Origin of the sequence: Streptococcus sp. V728 (assembly GCF_052077995.1) — a bacterium.
Classification (GTDB): Bacteria; Bacillota; Bacilli; order Lactobacillales; family Streptococcaceae; genus Streptococcus; species Streptococcus infantis_B.
The window spans coordinates 60,876-75,756 of record NZ_JBQJJH010000002.1 but is presented as its reverse complement, the minus strand read 5'-3'; the positions used below and the strand labels follow the sequence as shown (position 1 = coordinate 75,756).

Sequence of the window (14,881 nt, the reverse complement as noted above, 5' to 3'; positions counted from 1 at the left end):
ACTTTCTATTTCAAATTTTCCTTAACAACTTTAAGTTGTTGTTTAATACTCACATCAATTGTCTTGTAATTGGCAAAAATAACAAAACCACCGATTAAACTATCGTCAATTTTTTCCTTAATGCTACGAACTTTTAGAGACATCTTTTTCTCGATTAGAGGAATTAGTCGTTCTTTCTGTTCACCAGTCAAAGGATGTGCAGACAAAATAGTCACTTCAAAACGATTGGTTTCTTTTTCAAGACGATTCAAGCAATCTACAATCACATCATAAAACAGGTTTGATCTGTGATTGTAAAGTAGAACCTCGATAAAGTTTTGCACTAAAGGTGACACAGAGTCCTGGAAAAAACGAACCGTTTTTTCTTTATCCGACTCATCTACTGCCACCTGAGCTAAAAAAGAAGGTAAGCCTGTTTCTTCAGCTACTTGCTTGATTTGAGACAAGTCTGAAAAAATAGAGTCTTCTTCTCCTCTTTCAATCACCAATTGGACAAAAGGCATGCTGTATTTTTCAATTACCTTTAGAGTCTTTTTGTCCATTAAGCTTCTCCTAGCTGATCGATATACTGATCAATGAGTTCTTTATGGGCCTGACCGTCAAGGTTTTGAGAGATAATTTTTCCAGCTAGACTGATTGTCAAGTCTGCCACATCTCCCTTAACACTTTGTAAAGCTTCAGCTTTATTTTGAGCAATTTCTTGGTTGGCTTTTTCTTTTAAGCGCCCTGCTTCAAGTTTAGCTTCGGCCAAAATATCAGCTTTACTTTTCTCAGCTGTTTCCTTTGCATTCTCGATAATCGTTTTAGCTTCGGTACGGCTACCTGATAACTCAGCTTCGCGTTTGCTAGCAAGCTCCTCTGCCTTTTTACGGGCTTCTTCGGCACCATCAATATCTGAAGAAATCTTTTCAGCACGTTCATTTAAGATGCTGGAAATATTTCCCCAAGCATATTTCTTCACTAAAAAGATCAATAAAAGGAAGGAACCAGCGATAAGAATAAAGTCACCGATAATGGTACTAATAGTTAAATCCATCTTCTAATCCTCCTCTACTTACTCTTCCCCTTCATTTATTTTTTTACCAATGTACATTGATGACAACATGGTAAATACATAAGCCTGAATACATGAAATGAAAATTGAAAAAGCTGTCCATAACATGTTTGCGATAAAGGCAAAAGGATACCAATACAAAGCATTTTGTGACAAGGTCAATAGCAATCCAGCTAAGACCTCACCGGCAAAAATATTTCCGTAGATCCGAATCGCCAAGGAAGCAAAATTGGTGAACTCTTCTAAAATGTTCATCGGAGTCATAAAGCCAGGTGTAACAAATGCTCTCAAATATTCTTTAACGCCTCTACGACGAACTCCTTCTACATGGGCGATCAAAGTGATCAATAATGAGAGGGATAAATCGTATCCAAGGTTAGCTGTTGGGGAAGTCCACAAGTTATAACCGTTTGTTGTTTGTACTTTTGCCATTAAGCCAATATTATTGGCAACCAAGATAAACAGAAATAGAGAAAACAGAAACAAGGAATAATCCTTAATGTATGATTCTCCAATGTTTGGTTTGGTAAAACCAATCACAAAGTCATAAATCATCTCAAGAGCATTTTGTTTGCCCTTTGGACGGATGGTCATTTCACGACTTGCCCAGTAGACAAAGGCAAAAACCATCAAAACAGTTACAAGAGACATGGCAAGCAGGGTCAAATCAAAGGATATTGGTCCAATATTAACGGTTGGATTCAAACTTTCTTCCATGGTTTGACACCTCCATTTCTAAATAGAGTTGTCTATTTAATGACAAATGACATCGCCAAGGTTACAAAGAATGTTCCTTCGATAAAGGCAATCCCCATGATCATCAAACTACGCAATTGTGGGATGATATCTGGTTGGCGTGCTGCAGATTTGAACAAACCGTTCATCAAAAATCCTTCTGCAAGAGATACACCCATACAGGCAAGACAAAGTCCGAAAAATGTTAAATTCATGACGAATTCTCCTTTTTTAAATTAAATTTACCTCCCTAGTTTAGTCCTAAAATTTGCTTTTGTCAACTTTTTACTAGGAATGGAAGCGTTTTGAATCATTTATTTCCATTTTTACGATTTTCAAGACAATCATATAGAAATTTTTAATGTCATTTCATATATTTTTCCTTATCTTTCCTATTTTTCTGAAAAGAAAAAATCCAAGTTTCAAAACCTGGATTTACCTTTTCTTATTTGAAATAAAATGAATGATGACTCTGGCAAGCTGGATTAAATGCAGCTTTACAGTATGGACAAGTGCCCGTCTCTGTATAATCCTCATACGTTAGTGTTTTCCCACAGGATCCACATAAGATAGGTCTATCTTCTTTCAGATTTAAAGGATAGGGAGAAAATATGTGCGACTCCAGTTCATTATGACACTGATAACAGGCATAGTATTTCTGACACTCATAGCACTGTAAGGCTACGATGTCTTTATCAGTATGGTAATGAACACATCTGCTTTCAGCATCTACCAGCAATCCCTGAGCTTGAACCATGATTTTTCCTTATCTAGGCACGAACAGTAACGCTTGTTCCATCTTCTTTATAAAGGTTAATCAGACCTTCTTTCAAAGCACGGACCATATCACCGGCTTGTACTGGTTGAGGAACCTTGATGGTCAAGAGTTCCATTGGGTTTGGTGCACGGTCGATTTTATTTCCTTTAGCATCGTGAAGGTCTTCAATATATGTCTCAAAATGACGGAAACCTGGACCGTAAAATTCGACTTGGTCACCTTCATTGATAACATTACGTTGACGAATAGTTGCTGTTTGAGTCGCATCATCATAAGCTACTACTTCAGCAACAAACTTGTATTCTGGAATCTTGCGACGAGCACCGAAAAGCTGTTCATTTTCAGATGGTGTTCCGTAGTAGAAACCTGTAGCCAATTCACGTTGGGCAACCTTCCACATTTCATCAATCAAGTCTTGCTTGATTGCTTCAAACTTTTCAGGGCTCTCAAGGTAGGCATCGACTGCAGCCTTGTAGCAGTTTGTTACTGTTGAAACGTAATGAATAGACTTCATACGACCTTCAATCTTCAAACTGTCCACTCCGTTTTCAATCATATCTGGAATATGGTCAATCATAGACATATCAACCGCAGACATGGAGAATTCTTCAGGAATTTCTCCCTTGAGGCTCTTACGTTCTTTACCAAATGGCATATCATAAAGGTCATATTTCCAACGACAAGACTGTGAACATCCACCACGGTTGGCATCGCGCATACTCATATGGTTTGAAAGAGTACAACGACCAGAGTAAGAAATACACATCGCACCATGTACAAAGGCTTCGATTTCTACATCTGTACGTTTGCGGATTTCTGCCAATTCTTCCATAGAAACCTCACGCGCCAAAACAACACGCGTCAAGCCAAGTTCTTTCCAGAATTCTAGTGTTTCATAGTTGGTCGCACTAGCTTGTGTAGAAAGGTGAATTTCAAGACCTGGTGCTTCAGTTGCCGCAATCATAATCAAGGCTGGGTCAGATACGATGACCGCTGCAATTCCGATATCACGCAATTTACGGAACCATTCTCCAGCACCTTCTTCATTTCCCTCGTGCATAACCATATTAGCCGCTACATAAACCTTAGCGCCATACTTAGCCGCAAACTGAACTCCTTCTTCCATTTGTTCGAAAGTAAAGTTACCAGCACGGCTACGTAGACCATAGGCCTGACCACCGATAAAGACAGCATCTGCACCGTATTGAACAGCTACTTTTAGTTTTTCTAGTGTTCCTGCAGGTGATAGAACCTCAGGACGTTTCAAAGTTTTTGTCATGTTTTCTCCTATTTGCAATATAAAAGTTTGACACTAATCTTTACCATTTTATAGCAAAAAGGTTCTAAAATCAAGTTTTGATTGATTGTTTAGACAATTTTAATGTTATTCTCGTTCATGAGTTCAGCGAACTGTTTCTATTCGCCAAGAACTCCAACCTTTGAAACGAATGGCACCCTTTTGGTCCGTTTTATAAATCGAATTCCCAAGTTCTTGGTTACTTTCCTCATTTTTTTCTTTGAATTTTTTCTTCTTGTCTACCGAAATGATAGTGGCTTTAGGTTGTAAGGTTTTGAGGATTTCTACATCTGTCTTTTTATTTGATGCTTGCTGATGAGTTATCACAATATCTGCTTGGAGTTTTGGATAAGACTTGGTTAAGAACTTATTCTCTATATCTCCAGTAACTAGAAAGGTTTGGTTTAGTAGCTTTCCATACAAGACCATTGAATCCTTTTTATCGCTACTTTGGCTAGTGATTACTTCCAAAACACTCCCAAAAATAAACAACTGCTGTCCTGTTTTGATAGCAGCTACCTTGACTTTGCTTTTCTTCAGCTTATCCATAAATTCTCTTTTAGATAAAGTTTCTTCACTTACTAGAATCTCTTCAAGCTCGAAGGATTTACTGATTTCTAACACATGATCTAACTGCTTAGTATCACTAGTCGTTAGCACAAGCTGATCAATCTTTGCAACTCCTCGACTTTTTAGATAAGGGATTAAACTCCGTTCGGCATTGCTAGAGGAAATCCTCTCCTGCCAGGCTTCTTTCTTGTCACGTTCAGATTTTTCTCCGACATCCAGTAGTATGGTCTTTCCTGTCATGTCTCTTAGGAAAATGCTCCGCCCCTGTTCCATATCTAGGACTGTGATTTCATTCTCCAGTGGATGTTTGGTTACTAAAAAGAGCGAGATAGCAACTATGACAAGCATAGATATTTTTTTCAAATTCTTTCGATAATCGTAGATGAGAGCTAAAATAATCAAAAGAAGGATTAAAATCCAAAGACTCGGCTGACCAAAAACAAGAGGCCTCGTAGATAGCTGAGAAATATAGCGAATGATGTTTTCAAGCCATTCAAAGAGAAAGTTGAACTGGGTGATGGGATATATAAATGACAGACAGAAGAGAATCGATAAGAGCGGTAACAGGACCATATCAAATAAGAATGAAAAGAAAAATGTCAAGAGAATGGACCACGGTTGAAATTCTGAAAAATAAAATGATAAAATTGGAAGAATTCCCAAGGAAATAATGCAACTCTCTCTAACCAGACCTTTTATCCCTGCTACTTCCTCACCAGTCATGGTCAGGATAAAGGCATAAGCACAGGAAAGAACTCCCCCAGCAGTTAAGAAAAAGTTCGGCATGATAAGAAATAGAATAAGAATCGTTAAAGCAAAATTATCCAGTGACTTAAAGCCATGCTGAGCCAATAGCTTTTGTAGAAGACTACGAATAACAGAGGCTGAAAATCCTGTCAAACCTGCATAGACTAAGGAAAAGGGATAGGCTAGCCATTTGAACTTCTCTTGCGTCAAACCCAAACGCAAAAGTAACTTCTTGAAAGCATCCATGAAAAATCCGACTTGCATTCCAGATAAAGCAAAAAGGTGAATAATCCCCAGACTCGAGTAGAGTTCATTCATTTCCTCAAAGTCCGTATCTAAATGCCCCAATAAAAGACCGGTCATATAGTTGCGCATGGGATCGGGAAAATTCCGTTTAATCCAGACAACTGCTTTTCTCCTCAAACTTGATAGATTTTCTTCAATATCCCAACTGGAAATTTGCTTTAATTCCACAATTTCGGATATAGTTAAGGTCTGATAGATTCCTTGCGTTTTGAGATAGTTTCGATAATCAAAACCAGCAAAATTGTTTGCCCCTTGAGGACTAGCTAACTTGCCTTTCACAGCCATTTCATGTAGTTCAGATAAGTCTTGAAATTTTTTCTTTTCGGCTTCTGACTGGAGCTTATAATAGACCTGAAAGATTCTACCATCAGCCTTGCCACGAAAAGACAAGCTATCACCATTAACCTTGATGGTATCAGGCAAGATTCGAACTGTATCAACCGTGTTGACTAGATGTTGACTCGCTTCTTCTTGCTGCCATTTTTGAAATACAAACCAACTCCCAAATAAGCTGCAAACCAATAGGACTTTGGTCACAGTCTTCCATGGAAATTGGAAAAAAAGGCAGGCTAGTAAAAAGACAAAGCCAAAAAGTGCTAAGAAATTTGCTGAAAAGATTGCATAGTAGAGCCATAGCAAAAGAAAACTAAGATAGATTTTTGGGATGGGAAAACGATTAATCCACTGTGACATACTCTTTTAACTTTTCTATCGTTTTTGCACCAATACCAGAAACCTTTTTGAGATCATCAACTGACTTGAACTTACCGTTGGACTCACGATGGTCAATAATATCTTGCGCACGTTTCGCACCTAAACCTTTGACTTGTTTAAGTTCCTCTACACTGGCTTTATTGAGATTGACTTTCTTATTTTCCTTGTTGTTAGAAGCACTTGATGGCATTCCTTGACTGGTAGCTTCTTCCTTAGTTGGAACATAGACAAGCGCTTCGTCACTAATTCTCTGGGCAAGATTTATAGACTTACTATCAGCATTATCTGTCAGTCCACCAGCTTTTTGAACAGCATCATTGATACGACTTCCAACTGGCAAATCGTAAATCCCCGGCGATTTAACAGCCCCTTTGACATCGACAGTAATTAGATCTTGCTCTACCACTTCTTCCTTCTGATTCCCATCCTCCTTTTCATCCGTCGAATCCTTCGAAACAGTTGTAAATTCTGTCTGCAAATTACTTTCTTTAGCAGGTGTTTGAGCGACTGGTTTTAAGAGGAAAAATCCACCCAGGATCAAACCCAAACTAACACAGATGACGATGATTTTATATTCTTTTATTTTCTCGATAAATACTTCCATATTTTCTCCTCTCTTAGCTTATTCGTAAGAAAAAGAAAAAACAGTCGAAAAATCTTTTCAATTGCTTACTTATTTGTAAAATAATCTTCCTTGGTTAAGACATAATGGACATCTGTTACGAATCTTCTAGATTCATTTTTATCCATTCTAGCATATGGTTCTTCGTGAGAGAAGCGCATTCCTGATTTCTCCATGACCTTTCCTGATGCAGGAATATCCTTATCATGAAAGGCATCTAACTTATTCATTCCAATCTTTTCAAAAGCTAGTTCAATCACGGCTCGATTGGCTTCAGTTGTCAAACCTTGATTCCAATATTTTTGATTGATAATGTAACCAATGGTTGCCTTCTTAAGAACAGTATCCATCTTGTGCAGGTCAATAGTTCCGATAAACTCTCCAGTACTTTTTAGTTCAATTCCCCATCGGCCCAATGGATTGGCTAGATAAAACTGGGCAATATTGTTCTTAGTTTCCTCTAGACTTTGATTGGTTGGAAAAGTATAGCGTGTATTTTCTTTATTTGAAGCATACTCAAACATAGCTTCTGCATCATCAAGTGTTACTGGTCTAAGTACTAAACATTCTGTTTCGATAATTGGATACCTCGCTAGTTTGATAAATAGTGATTCCATGATTGTACCTCCTAAAATAGGTTGGTAAAAGAATAACATAAAAGAAATAAGTTTACAAATTATTCTTGCAATTTAAAACGGTTTCATATACAATAAAATCATCACAAAAAAACAAAAAATGTGATATAAAACTGAAACTGTCTGATAGAAAGTGAGTTATCTTTATGTTAATTGGAATTCCAAAAGAAATTAAAAATAATGAAAATCGTGTTGCTTTGACACCTGCTGGTGTACAAAGTCTCGTGGGTCGTGGTCACCGTGTCCTCATTGAAACAAATGCTGGACTTGGATCTGGTTTTGCTGATGCTGACTATGAAAAGCAAGGAGCTGAGATTGTAGCTACAGCTGCTGAAGCCTGGGCTGCAGAGTTAGTTGTTAAAGTAAAAGAGCCACTTGCTAGTGAATATCAATTCTTGCGTGAAGACTTACTTCTCTTCACCTACTTGCACATGGCTGCCGCTCCTGAATTGGCAGATGCTATGTTAGCAGCGAAAACAACTGGTGTCGCTTATGAAACTGTTCGTGATACTGAAGGACAACTTCCTCTCCTCGTCCCAATGAGTGAGGTTGCAGGTCGTATGGCTGTACAAATCGGAGCTCACTTCTTGACGAAACAAGCTGGTGGTTCAGGGGTCTTACTCGGTGGTGTACCAGGTGTTCCAAAAGGGAAAGTAACCATCATTGGTGGTGGTGTGGTTGGTACACATGCAGCTCGTATCGCTCTTGGTTTGGGAGCGCAAGTAACTATTCTTGATATCAGCGCCAAACGCCTAGCAGTCCTAGAAGACGTCTTTGGTCACCAAATTCAAACTCTGATGTCTAACCCATTTAATATCGAAGCAAGTGTTCGTGAAGCAGATGTTGTGATCGGTGCTGTCTTGATTCCTGGTGCCAAAGCTCCGAAATTGGTAACAGATGACATGGTTCAACAAATGCGTCCTGGTTCTGTTATCGTTGACGTTGCTGTAGACCAAGGTGGTGTTATTGCAACAGCTGACCGTGTGACAACCCACGATGAGCCTGTCTATGAAAAACATGGGGTTCTTCACTATGCCGTTGCCAACATTCCTGGTGCAGTTGCCCGTACATCTACCATCGCCCTCACAAATGTGACACTTCCTTATATTGAAGCCTTGGCAGGAAAAGGCTTTAAGAAAGCGATTCTTGAAGATGATGGTTTACGTGAAGGTGTTACAACTTATCAAGGTCAATTGACTAGTCAACCAGTTGCGGAAGGCTTAGATCGTGACTACACTCCTATTGGTGAACTTGTTTAATATTAGTTTTTCTTAAAAACAAAAAAATTAAGAGCAGTTTTTAACTGCTCTTTTTCTTATTTAGTTTCTTCTTGGTTTTCTTCAGCCTTAACAGCTAGCGGTTCATAAGCTCTAATAATTTGAGCAACGACTGGATGTCGAACCACATCCTTGGCTGAAAAATGAACGAAATCAATCTGGTGAATGTTCTTAAGTTTTTCCTGGGCATCAATCAGACCTGATTTAACATTACGCGGCAGGTCAATCTGGCTAATATCACCATTGACAATCATTTTTGAATTAAATCCAAGACGAGTCAAAAACATCTTCATCTGCATGATGGTTGTATTTTGCGCTTCATCCAAAATGACAAAGGCATCATCCAGAGTACGTCCACGCATGTAGGCCAAAGGCGCAATCTCAATAATTTCTCGCTCCATGAGACGAGTTGTTTGGTCCTTCCCAAGAATTTGGTACAAGGCATCATAGACAGGTCGAAGATAAGGGTCTACTTTTTCCTTGAGATCCCCTGGAAGAAATCCTAGACTCTCGCCCGCTTCCACAGCTGGTCGAGTCAAGATAATACGCTTGACTTGACCACGTTTAAGAGCTGTAACAGCCAAGGTCACTGCTAGGAATGTTTTACCCGTACCAGCTGGCCCAATCCCAAAGGTTACATCATGGTGCTTCACACTATCGACATAGAGTTTTTGCCCCAAGGTCTTCACACGAATTGGTTTACCTGTATTATCCTTAATAATTTCTTCTTCGTAAAGGGCGACAAATTTATCAATTTCATGATTTCGAACCATATTGATAGCTGTCACCACGTCAGGAGTTCCGACAGTCATCCCACGATTGACCAAGACCATCAAGGCTTGAATAACCTGGCGGGCTTCCTCACACGCAGACTCCTCTCCCAAGACTTGGACAATCTCTGTGCGGGCATGGATGATGACATCTAACTCATCCTCCATCAATCGAAGATGACGTTCATTAGAACCAAAAAGGTGAAACAAGTCATCTGGATGACTCAGCTGAATATCTATTGAATGTTCCTTCAAATAAAGAACCTCTCTCATACTTTAATTTCTTTTTATTATAACAAAGGCTTTTAGAAATTGCTATCCCTAACATCCCTAGCTGGTTTAATGTTCTAAATATTCCTGCCAGATACGGTCAAAATCACCTAAGTTAAAGGAAAAACTAGCATGTTCCTCTAAAAAACGACTGACTTCATCAAAATCATCCGTATGTTTTGGGAAGGCTGACTCCTCAAAGGCAAGATCCGCTAAAATGGCTTTGGGACTATTACTTTTAGGATTTCGTTCTGTCATAAGCCAGGTATAAAATGATTTTCTCATAGGCCTCCCTAAATCAACTCTGTACCAAACTGGTCTTGTTTAATTTTGCCAGCTTTCATTAATCCGCCGAGAGCTTTTTTGAACTGACCTTTTGAAATACCAAAAGTAGCCTTGATATCGTCAGGTGATGACTTATCGTTGAGGGTCATGAAACCACCATTGCTTTCCAAGTAAGTCAAGATCATCTGGGCATCATTTTCTAACATCTCAAAAGATCGTGGTTTTAAAGAGAGATTAAGCGTTCGATCAACCTCACGGAAACCAATAACTCGCGCATCTAACACTTGTCCCAAACGTGGTTCTGCATAGCGCTCACTTGGATGGATAAATCCAAGCATGTTGTTCTCTGGTAGATAGACAAAAGTTCCTGATAGCTTAAGACGATAAACGATTGCGGGCCAGTTCTGATTTTGCATGTTGTTGTATGCTGGACGTGCCAAACGTTGGAAGTCTTCCTGATAAGCTAAGATTCCCCAGATACGGTCTTTCTTATCGACTTCTAAACGAATATAAAGTTTATCGCCCTTTTTAGGCCATAGCTCTTTCAGTTCAGGCAGGATATCAAGTGACACAACGATTTCCTTGTCAGGTAATCCTGTATCAACAAAAACACCCAAGTCCTTACGCACTTCTGTGACAGTTCCCCAACCAAATTGATCCTGAGTTGCAGTCACTTCTTGAGTTGTCAAGCGAAGTTTTTGCTTCATATCTGTGTAGGCAAAACCTTTAACAGTATCACCAACTGTATGCTGACCTTCTTCCTTAGCAAGAGCGTATGTTTGACCATCCTTTTGAACGAAGTAAAAACGGTCATTTTCATCGATGATAAGTCCAACGATAAAACTTGCAAGATTTGTATTCATGTTTCCTTCTTTCGAATAAAACTCAGCCAGCAATGCCAACTGAGTTTTTCTGTTTATTTCTTAGACTTCCAAGATTTCTTTTTCTTTATTGGCAGTCATGTCGTCGATGTGTTTAACAGCATCGTCTGTCGCTTTTTGAATATCTTTTTCAAGAGTCTTCAATTCATCTTCAGTTATTTCTTTAGCTTTTTCTTGTTTCTTAGCTTCATCCATAGCGTCACGACGGATATTACGGATAGCTACTTTAGCATTTTCACCAACTTTTTTCACTTCTTTAGCGAGGTCGCGACGAGTTTCTTCTGTAAGAGCTGGGATTACCAAACGAATAACAGATCCGTCGTTAGCTGGTGTAATACCAAGATCTGAAGCGTTCAAGGCACGTTCGATATCCTTCAATGATGATTTATCAAACGGTGTTACCAACAAAACACGCGCTTCAGGAATTGTAATTGAAGCGATTTGATTCAGAGGTGTTTCGACACCATAGTATTCAACAGTAATACGGTCCAGCAAGCTTGCATTTGCACGACCTGCGCGGATACCACCAAATTCACGAGCAAGAGAGTGGTGAGATTGAGTCATTCTCTCTTTAGCTTTTTCTACAATTGCGTTAGCCATAATTTTTCCTATTCCTTTTCTTCGATATTGTTTGAAACTGTTGTACCGATATTTTCACCAAATACAACACGTTTGATATTACCAGGTTGGTTCATATTAAAGACTACCAAGTCGATGTCATTATCCATTGACAGTGTTGAAGCCGTTGAGTCCATGATACGAAGACCTTTATTGATGACATCACGGTGAGTCAATTCTTCAAATTTAACAGCAGTCTTATCTTTCTTAGGATCAGCATTGTAGACACCGTCTACACCATTCTTAGCCATCAAAATAGCGTCTGCTTCAATTTCAGCTGCACGAAGAGCTGCTGTAGTATCTGTTGAGAAATATGGTGAACCGATTCCTGCACCAAAGATAACAATACGATCTTTTTCAAGGTGACGAAGGGCACGTCCACGAATATAAGGTTCTGCCACTTGTTGCATAGCAATAGCTGTTTGTACACGAGTATCAACCCCTACTTGTTGCAATGAATCTGCCATCACAAGAGCATTCATAACTGTCCCAAGCATTCCAGTGTAATCTGCCTGAACACGATCCATACCAGCTTCTGCTGCAGGTTCTCCACGCCAAAGGTTTCCACCACCGATAACCAAGGCAATTTCAATTCCTAGCTCGTGAACTTCCTTGATTTCTTGGGCCATACTTTGGACAGTTTTGATATCAATCCCGACACCACGTTCGCCAGCAAGGGCCTCACCAGATAGCTTGATTAAGATACGTTTATACTTAGGTTCCACCATTTTCTCTCTCCTTTTTTTATCCTACCTATTTTATCACAATTTCAAAGATTTTTATAGTATCACGAGCAATTCTTTCAAAAAAATTAGACAGATAAAAATTTCTCTAAATCAGACAAGGCACGTTCCGCAATTTTTTCATAACGAGTCTTTTTATCACGGATTCGTTCACCTTCTAATTCTTTGATAATGCCGAAGTTGACATTCATTGGTTGGAAGTGTTTGCTATCAGCATGGGTGATATAATGAGCTAAACTTCCGATTGCAGTTGTCTCTGGGAAAATAGCTTCGCTTTCTCCCTTAAAGAGACGAGCAGCGTTAATACCAGCTACTAGACCTGATGCTGCTGACTCAACGTAGCCCTCTACACCAGTCATCTGACCAGCAAAGAAAAGATTTGGCTGTTTCTTAGAACGATAAGTCTGCTCAAGAAGATTTGGAGAGTCCATGTAGGAATTACGGTGCATGACTCCATAGCGAACAAACTCAGCGTTTTCAAGACCTGGAATCATTTGGAAGACACGCTTCTGCTCTCCCCATTTGAGGTGAGTCTGGAAACCGACGATATTATAGAGACTTCCAGCCGCATTATCTTGACGAAGCTGAACGACTGCATAAGGAGTTTTAAAGTCTCCATCACGAAGCCCCTTGTAATCTTCTGGATATTCTAGTCCAACTGGTTTCATAGGACCATAGAGCATAGTTTTAATGCCACGTTTGGCCATGACTTCAATTGGCATACAGCCTTCAAAGTACTTTTCTTTTTCAAAAGAGTTAAGAGGTGCTTCTTCTGCATTGACCAAGGCTTCATGGAAATCCATAAATTCTTGTTTGGTCATCGGAGCATTGAGATAAGCTGCTTCTCCCTTATCATATCGAGATTTGAGATAAACCTTGTTCATATCGATTGTATTGACATCCACAATAGGCGCTGCAGCATCGTAGAAATAAAAACCATCTCCTCCATTAAGTGCATGAATTTTCTCAGCAAGAGCATCACTTGTCAAAGGACCAGTTGCTACAACTGTAATAGCATCTGTTGGCAATTCTGTGATTTCGTCACGAACGACCTCAATCAAAGGATGATTGGCAATCTTTTCAGTGACCATTTGAGAGAAACCATCACGGTCAACCGCGAGAGCACCACCAGCAGGAACACGCGTTGCTTCTGCTGATTCCAAGATAAGAGAACCTAAGCGACGCATTTCTTCCTTGAGGAGACCTACAGCATTTGTAAGAGCATCTCCACGCAAGGAGTTTGAGCAAACCAACTCAGCAAAATTGTCTGTTTTATGCTGAGGTGTTGATTTGATACCACGCATTTCATAAAGTTTAACAGGAATACCTCGTTCTGCGATTTGGTAGGCTGCTTCCGAACCTGCTAAACCCGCACCAATAACATTGATATAAGATTGAGACATGACACTAATACCTCTTTGGGTGCAAACTAAGTCCAAATCAAAACAAGCTACTAGATTGTTTGACACCCACAAATCTTTCTAAATTAATACTTGGTCCATTATACCAAAAAGCCTAGTAAAAAGACAAACAGGAGAATTCCTGAATGTCTTTCAAAAATTATTGTTTATAGAAACTGTAAGATTTATGAGCATACCGATTACTTTTGTCTTTGTAATCTATGCCAAAGCCTACTTCTGTATTCCTAGGTAGTTTTTCGATTTCAATTATTTGAGCAAGTAAATATTTAAAATCAGACCTTGTCCAATTGTCAATATCTTCATTAGTTACTTGGAGGTTCTGTTTTCGTACCTGATCTATACTAAATAGTATTGTAACACTAAAGGTCGAACGATTGTCAGCAACCCTTTTTAAGAGTAAATCTCGATTACGGACAAGTGTCTCTTCATCGAGATTGTTGACTCTACTTGGGTCTAAATCCTTGATTAAGGGAGTGAGTTCTTCTACATCCGTCTTCAAAATTGCTTCTCTTTTTTCTCTCAATTTAAGACGGATTTTAGGGTTGTCACTATATTCTTCTTTCGGTAACAAAGAATATTTGAACCAAAAGTCATAGTGACTCAATTCAACTGAATTTTTAATGTAAAGTTTCCTAATCGCATCCTCGCTTAAATATGTTGAAGTCAAGGTAGCTGTTGAAGCCAAGCTAGCACTTGGAAGTATCGTATTGTAAGCTTTTTTAAATCGGTCATAGTCGTCATCACCAGAATCATACTCCATTTCTAAACGATAGACTGTTTTCTTAGGAAAAACAAAGAAAATTTTCTTTTCAACTTCTTTAAGATCCGGATTGTATTTAAGGACTGGAGTTTTCTCAACATAGTCTTTTTCAAAATCCACATAGACATCAACTACTCGTCTACTAGTTCCTTCAACGTAAGCTGTCGAGTATTCTTCTGCTTCTAGTCCTGCAGCTTCTACTACGGAACGAATGTTTGAAATAGCTGTTTTAGCTAAATCACGATCGACTCTGTTGTTACATGCTGACAATACAAATAATGTGAGAATAGCCAACAGTAGGCCAATTACTTTCTTCAACACTTTGCTTTTCATTTCCCCTCCAAATAAGTATTCTTAGCAAAATACTTATGATTGTTAGATTCACTTCGGGAAGAAGG

General features: G+C 39.1%; 17 protein-coding genes. 1 reads left to right on the top strand and 16 read right to left on the bottom strand.

What is annotated here, in order from left to right:
- Nucleotides 1-5 precede the first annotated feature (5 nt).
- The 9 genes from ACTO1Y_RS01645 to ACTO1Y_RS01605 all read right to left on the bottom strand — a co-directional run bounded on the left by ACTO1Y_RS01645 (nt 6) and on the right by ACTO1Y_RS01605 (nt 7,440).
- Complete coding sequence (locus tag ACTO1Y_RS01645) at nt 6-542, bottom strand: F0F1 ATP synthase subunit delta (RefSeq protein WP_441348110.1); 537 nt, start codon at nt 540-542, stop codon at nt 6-8.
- The gene (gene atpF, locus ACTO1Y_RS01640; RefSeq protein WP_441348109.1) at nt 542-1,036 is read right to left on the bottom strand and encodes a F0F1 ATP synthase subunit B; all 495 of its coding nucleotides are present in this window, start codon (nt 1,034-1,036) and stop codon (nt 542-544) included. The genes ACTO1Y_RS01645 and atpF overlap by 1 nt, the downstream gene beginning before the upstream one ends.
- 18 nt (nt 1,037-1,054) lie before the next feature.
- The gene (atpB, locus tag ACTO1Y_RS01635) at nt 1,055-1,771 is read right to left on the bottom strand and encodes a F0F1 ATP synthase subunit A (RefSeq protein ID WP_178894902.1); all 717 of its coding nucleotides are present in this window, start codon (nt 1,769-1,771) and stop codon (nt 1,055-1,057) included.
- Between the two features lie 32 nt (nt 1,772-1,803).
- On the bottom strand, nt 1,804-2,004 hold the full coding sequence (locus tag ACTO1Y_RS01630) for a F0F1 ATP synthase subunit C (protein WP_001054551.1): 201 nt from the start codon (nt 2,002-2,004) through the stop codon (nt 1,804-1,806).
- 230 nt (nt 2,005-2,234) lie between these two features.
- Complete coding sequence (locus ACTO1Y_RS01625) at nt 2,235-2,546, bottom strand: CHY zinc finger protein (protein WP_025170042.1); 312 nt, start codon at nt 2,544-2,546, stop codon at nt 2,235-2,237.
- Between the two features lie 13 nt (nt 2,547-2,559).
- Entirely contained in the window at nt 2,560-3,846 is a 1,287-nt protein-coding gene (locus ACTO1Y_RS01620) for a peptidase U32 family protein (protein ID WP_000169115.1), read from the bottom strand.
- A gap of 123 nt (nt 3,847-3,969) precedes the next feature.
- Nucleotides 3,970-6,180, bottom strand: coding sequence for a ComEC/Rec2 family competence protein (locus ACTO1Y_RS01615; RefSeq protein WP_441348108.1), 2,211 nt, complete (start codon nt 6,178-6,180; stop codon nt 3,970-3,972).
- Nucleotides 6,164-6,805, bottom strand: a complete 642-nt coding sequence (locus tag ACTO1Y_RS01610) for a helix-hairpin-helix domain-containing protein (protein WP_441348107.1) — start codon at nt 6,803-6,805, stop codon at nt 6,164-6,166. Before ACTO1Y_RS01610 ends, ACTO1Y_RS01615 begins: the two co-directional genes overlap by 17 nt.
- 65 nt (nt 6,806-6,870) lie before the next feature.
- Nucleotides 6,871-7,440 (bottom strand): GNAT family N-acetyltransferase, encoded by a 570-nt coding sequence (locus ACTO1Y_RS01605; protein ID WP_441348106.1) that lies wholly within the window; start codon nt 7,438-7,440, stop codon nt 6,871-6,873.
- A 164-nt stretch (nt 7,441-7,604) separates the two neighbouring features.
- On the opposite strand from ACTO1Y_RS01605, the gene ald reads away from it, so the two are divergent.
- Complete coding sequence (ald, locus tag ACTO1Y_RS01600) at nt 7,605-8,717, top strand: alanine dehydrogenase (protein WP_441348105.1); 1,113 nt, start codon at nt 7,605-7,607, stop codon at nt 8,715-8,717.
- A 56-nt stretch (nt 8,718-8,773) separates the two neighbouring features.
- On the opposite strand, the gene ACTO1Y_RS01595 is transcribed toward ald, so the two are convergent.
- The 7 genes from ACTO1Y_RS01595 to ACTO1Y_RS01565 all read right to left on the bottom strand — a co-directional run bounded on the left by ACTO1Y_RS01595 (nt 8,774) and on the right by ACTO1Y_RS01565 (nt 14,816).
- Entirely contained in the window at nt 8,774-9,760 is a 987-nt protein-coding gene (locus ACTO1Y_RS01595; protein ID WP_314945313.1) for a PhoH family protein, read from the bottom strand.
- A gap of 84 nt (nt 9,761-9,844) precedes the next feature.
- Nucleotides 9,845-10,060 carry a YozE family protein gene (locus tag ACTO1Y_RS01590; RefSeq protein WP_441348104.1) on the bottom strand — a complete coding sequence of 72 codons (216 nt, stop codon included), beginning with the start codon at nt 10,058-10,060 and terminating at the stop codon, nt 9,845-9,847.
- A gap of 8 nt (nt 10,061-10,068) precedes the next feature.
- Nucleotides 10,069-10,923, bottom strand: a complete 855-nt coding sequence (gene cvfB / locus ACTO1Y_RS01585) for an RNA-binding virulence regulatory protein CvfB (protein WP_441348103.1) — start codon at nt 10,921-10,923, stop codon at nt 10,069-10,071.
- A gap of 60 nt (nt 10,924-10,983) precedes the next feature.
- On the bottom strand, nt 10,984-11,541 hold the full coding sequence (frr, locus tag ACTO1Y_RS01580; RefSeq protein ID WP_006152642.1) for a ribosome recycling factor: 558 nt from the start codon (nt 11,539-11,541) through the stop codon (nt 10,984-10,986).
- An 8-nt stretch (nt 11,542-11,549) separates the two neighbouring features.
- A complete protein-coding gene (pyrH, locus tag ACTO1Y_RS01575) occupies nt 11,550-12,287 on the bottom strand; it encodes a UMP kinase (protein ID WP_254725695.1) in 738 nt (245 codons plus the stop codon).
- An 83-nt stretch (nt 12,288-12,370) separates the two neighbouring features.
- Nucleotides 12,371-13,705: a methylenetetrahydrofolate--tRNA-(uracil(54)-C(5))-methyltransferase (FADH(2)-oxidizing) TrmFO gene (trmFO, locus tag ACTO1Y_RS01570; protein ID WP_441348102.1), complete on the bottom strand. Its 1,335-nt coding sequence runs from the start codon at nt 13,703-13,705 to the stop codon at nt 12,371-12,373.
- 157 nt (nt 13,706-13,862) lie between these two features.
- Nucleotides 13,863-14,816, bottom strand: a complete 954-nt coding sequence (locus ACTO1Y_RS01565; RefSeq protein ID WP_441348101.1) for a hypothetical protein — start codon at nt 14,814-14,816, stop codon at nt 13,863-13,865.
- Nucleotides 14,817-14,881 lie beyond the last annotated feature (65 nt).